This is a genomic window from Pseudomonas sp. GD03862 (assembly GCF_029840855.1).
Classification (GTDB): Bacteria; Pseudomonadota; Gammaproteobacteria; order Pseudomonadales; family Pseudomonadaceae; genus Aquipseudomonas; species Aquipseudomonas alloputida.
On record NZ_JAOCDI010000108.1, the window covers coordinates 1 to 1,375 of the forward strand.

At 68.1% G+C, this 1,375-nt stretch carries 1 protein-coding gene; it reads right to left on the bottom strand.

All coding sequences use genetic code 11. The features are described 5' to 3' along the window. The coding region (locus tag N5D53_RS27540) for an amino acid adenylation domain-containing protein (RefSeq protein ID WP_279841134.1) at positions 1-1,375 on the bottom strand (1,375 nt) is incomplete at both ends.

A 1,375-nucleotide genomic window follows, 5' to 3' on the forward strand; every position in this document is an offset into this window, starting at 1 on the left:
ACCAGGTCGTGCTCCAGCAGGCGCGCCTCGATCTCACCCAGTTCGATGCGCAGGCCACGCAGCTTGACCTGGTGGTCGATACGCCCGGCGTACTCGATCACCCCATCCGCGCGGTAGCGCGCCAGGTCGCCGGTGCGGTAGATGCGCTCGCCATTGCCGTATGGGCTCACGGCGAAACGCTCGGCGGTCAGCCCCGGGCGGCGGTGGTAGCCGCGCGCCAGGCCTGCGCCGGCCAGGTACAGCTCGCCCAGCACGCCCACCGGCACCGGTTGCAGCTCGGCGTCGAGGATGTAGCAGGCCAGGTTGGCAATCGGCTCGCCGATCGGCACGCTGTCGCGCCCTTCCTCGCGGCAGGTCCAGTGGGTCACGTCGATGGCCGCCTCGGTCGGGCCGTACAGGTTGTACAGGCCGGCCTTCGGCAGCTTGGCGAACACCTGCTGCTGGGCATCGGCCGGCAGCGCTTCGCCACTGCAGACGATGCGCGCAAGGCTGGTGCAGCGCGGCACGCCGCTGTCTTGCAGGAACGCCTGGAGCATCGACGGTACGAAGTGCAGGGTGGTGATGTTTTCGCCGGTGATCAGCTCGACCAGACGGGCCGGGTCGCGATGATCACCCGGCGCGGCAACCACCAGTCGCGCACCGGTCATCAAGGGCCAGAAGAACTCCCACACCGACACGTCGAAGCTGAACGGCGTTTTCTGCAACACGCTGTCGCGAGCATCCAGTCGATAGGCCTGCTGCATCCAGCACAGTCGGTTGACCAGGGCCGAATGGCGGTTGCCCGCGCCTTTTGGCCGGCCTGTGGAGCCGGAGGTGTAGATCACATAGGCCAGGTTTTCAGGGGCCACCGCCACGTTCGGGTTGCGCGCGTCATCGGCGCCCGGTTCCAGGTCCAGCGCCAGGGTCTGCACGCCTTCGGCCAGCGGCAGTTGCAGGTGGCTCTGGGTCAGCAGCAGTTGCACGCCGCTGTCCTCGATCATGTAGCGCAGGCGCTCTTCGGGGTATTCCGGGTCCAGCGGCACGTAGGCACCACCGGCCTTGAGGATGGCCAGCAAACCGACCACCATCTCCACCGAACGCTCCACCGCGATGCCCACCAGCACATCCGCGCCGACACCCAGGGCGATCAGGCGATGGGCCAGGCGGTTGGCGCGGGCGTTGAGCTGGGCGTAGCTCAGGCGCGTCTCGCCGAAGGCCAGCGCCGGGGCATCCGGGGTGCGCTGCACCTGGGCCTCGATCAGTTGCTGGATGCTCTGCTCCAGCGGGTAATGTTCAGCGGTGGCGTTCCACGTGACCAGGGTGCGCTCGCGCTCGGCGGCCGCCAGCAATGGCAGTTCGGCCACCGGTTGTTGCGGTTGCTCGACGATGCCTTGCA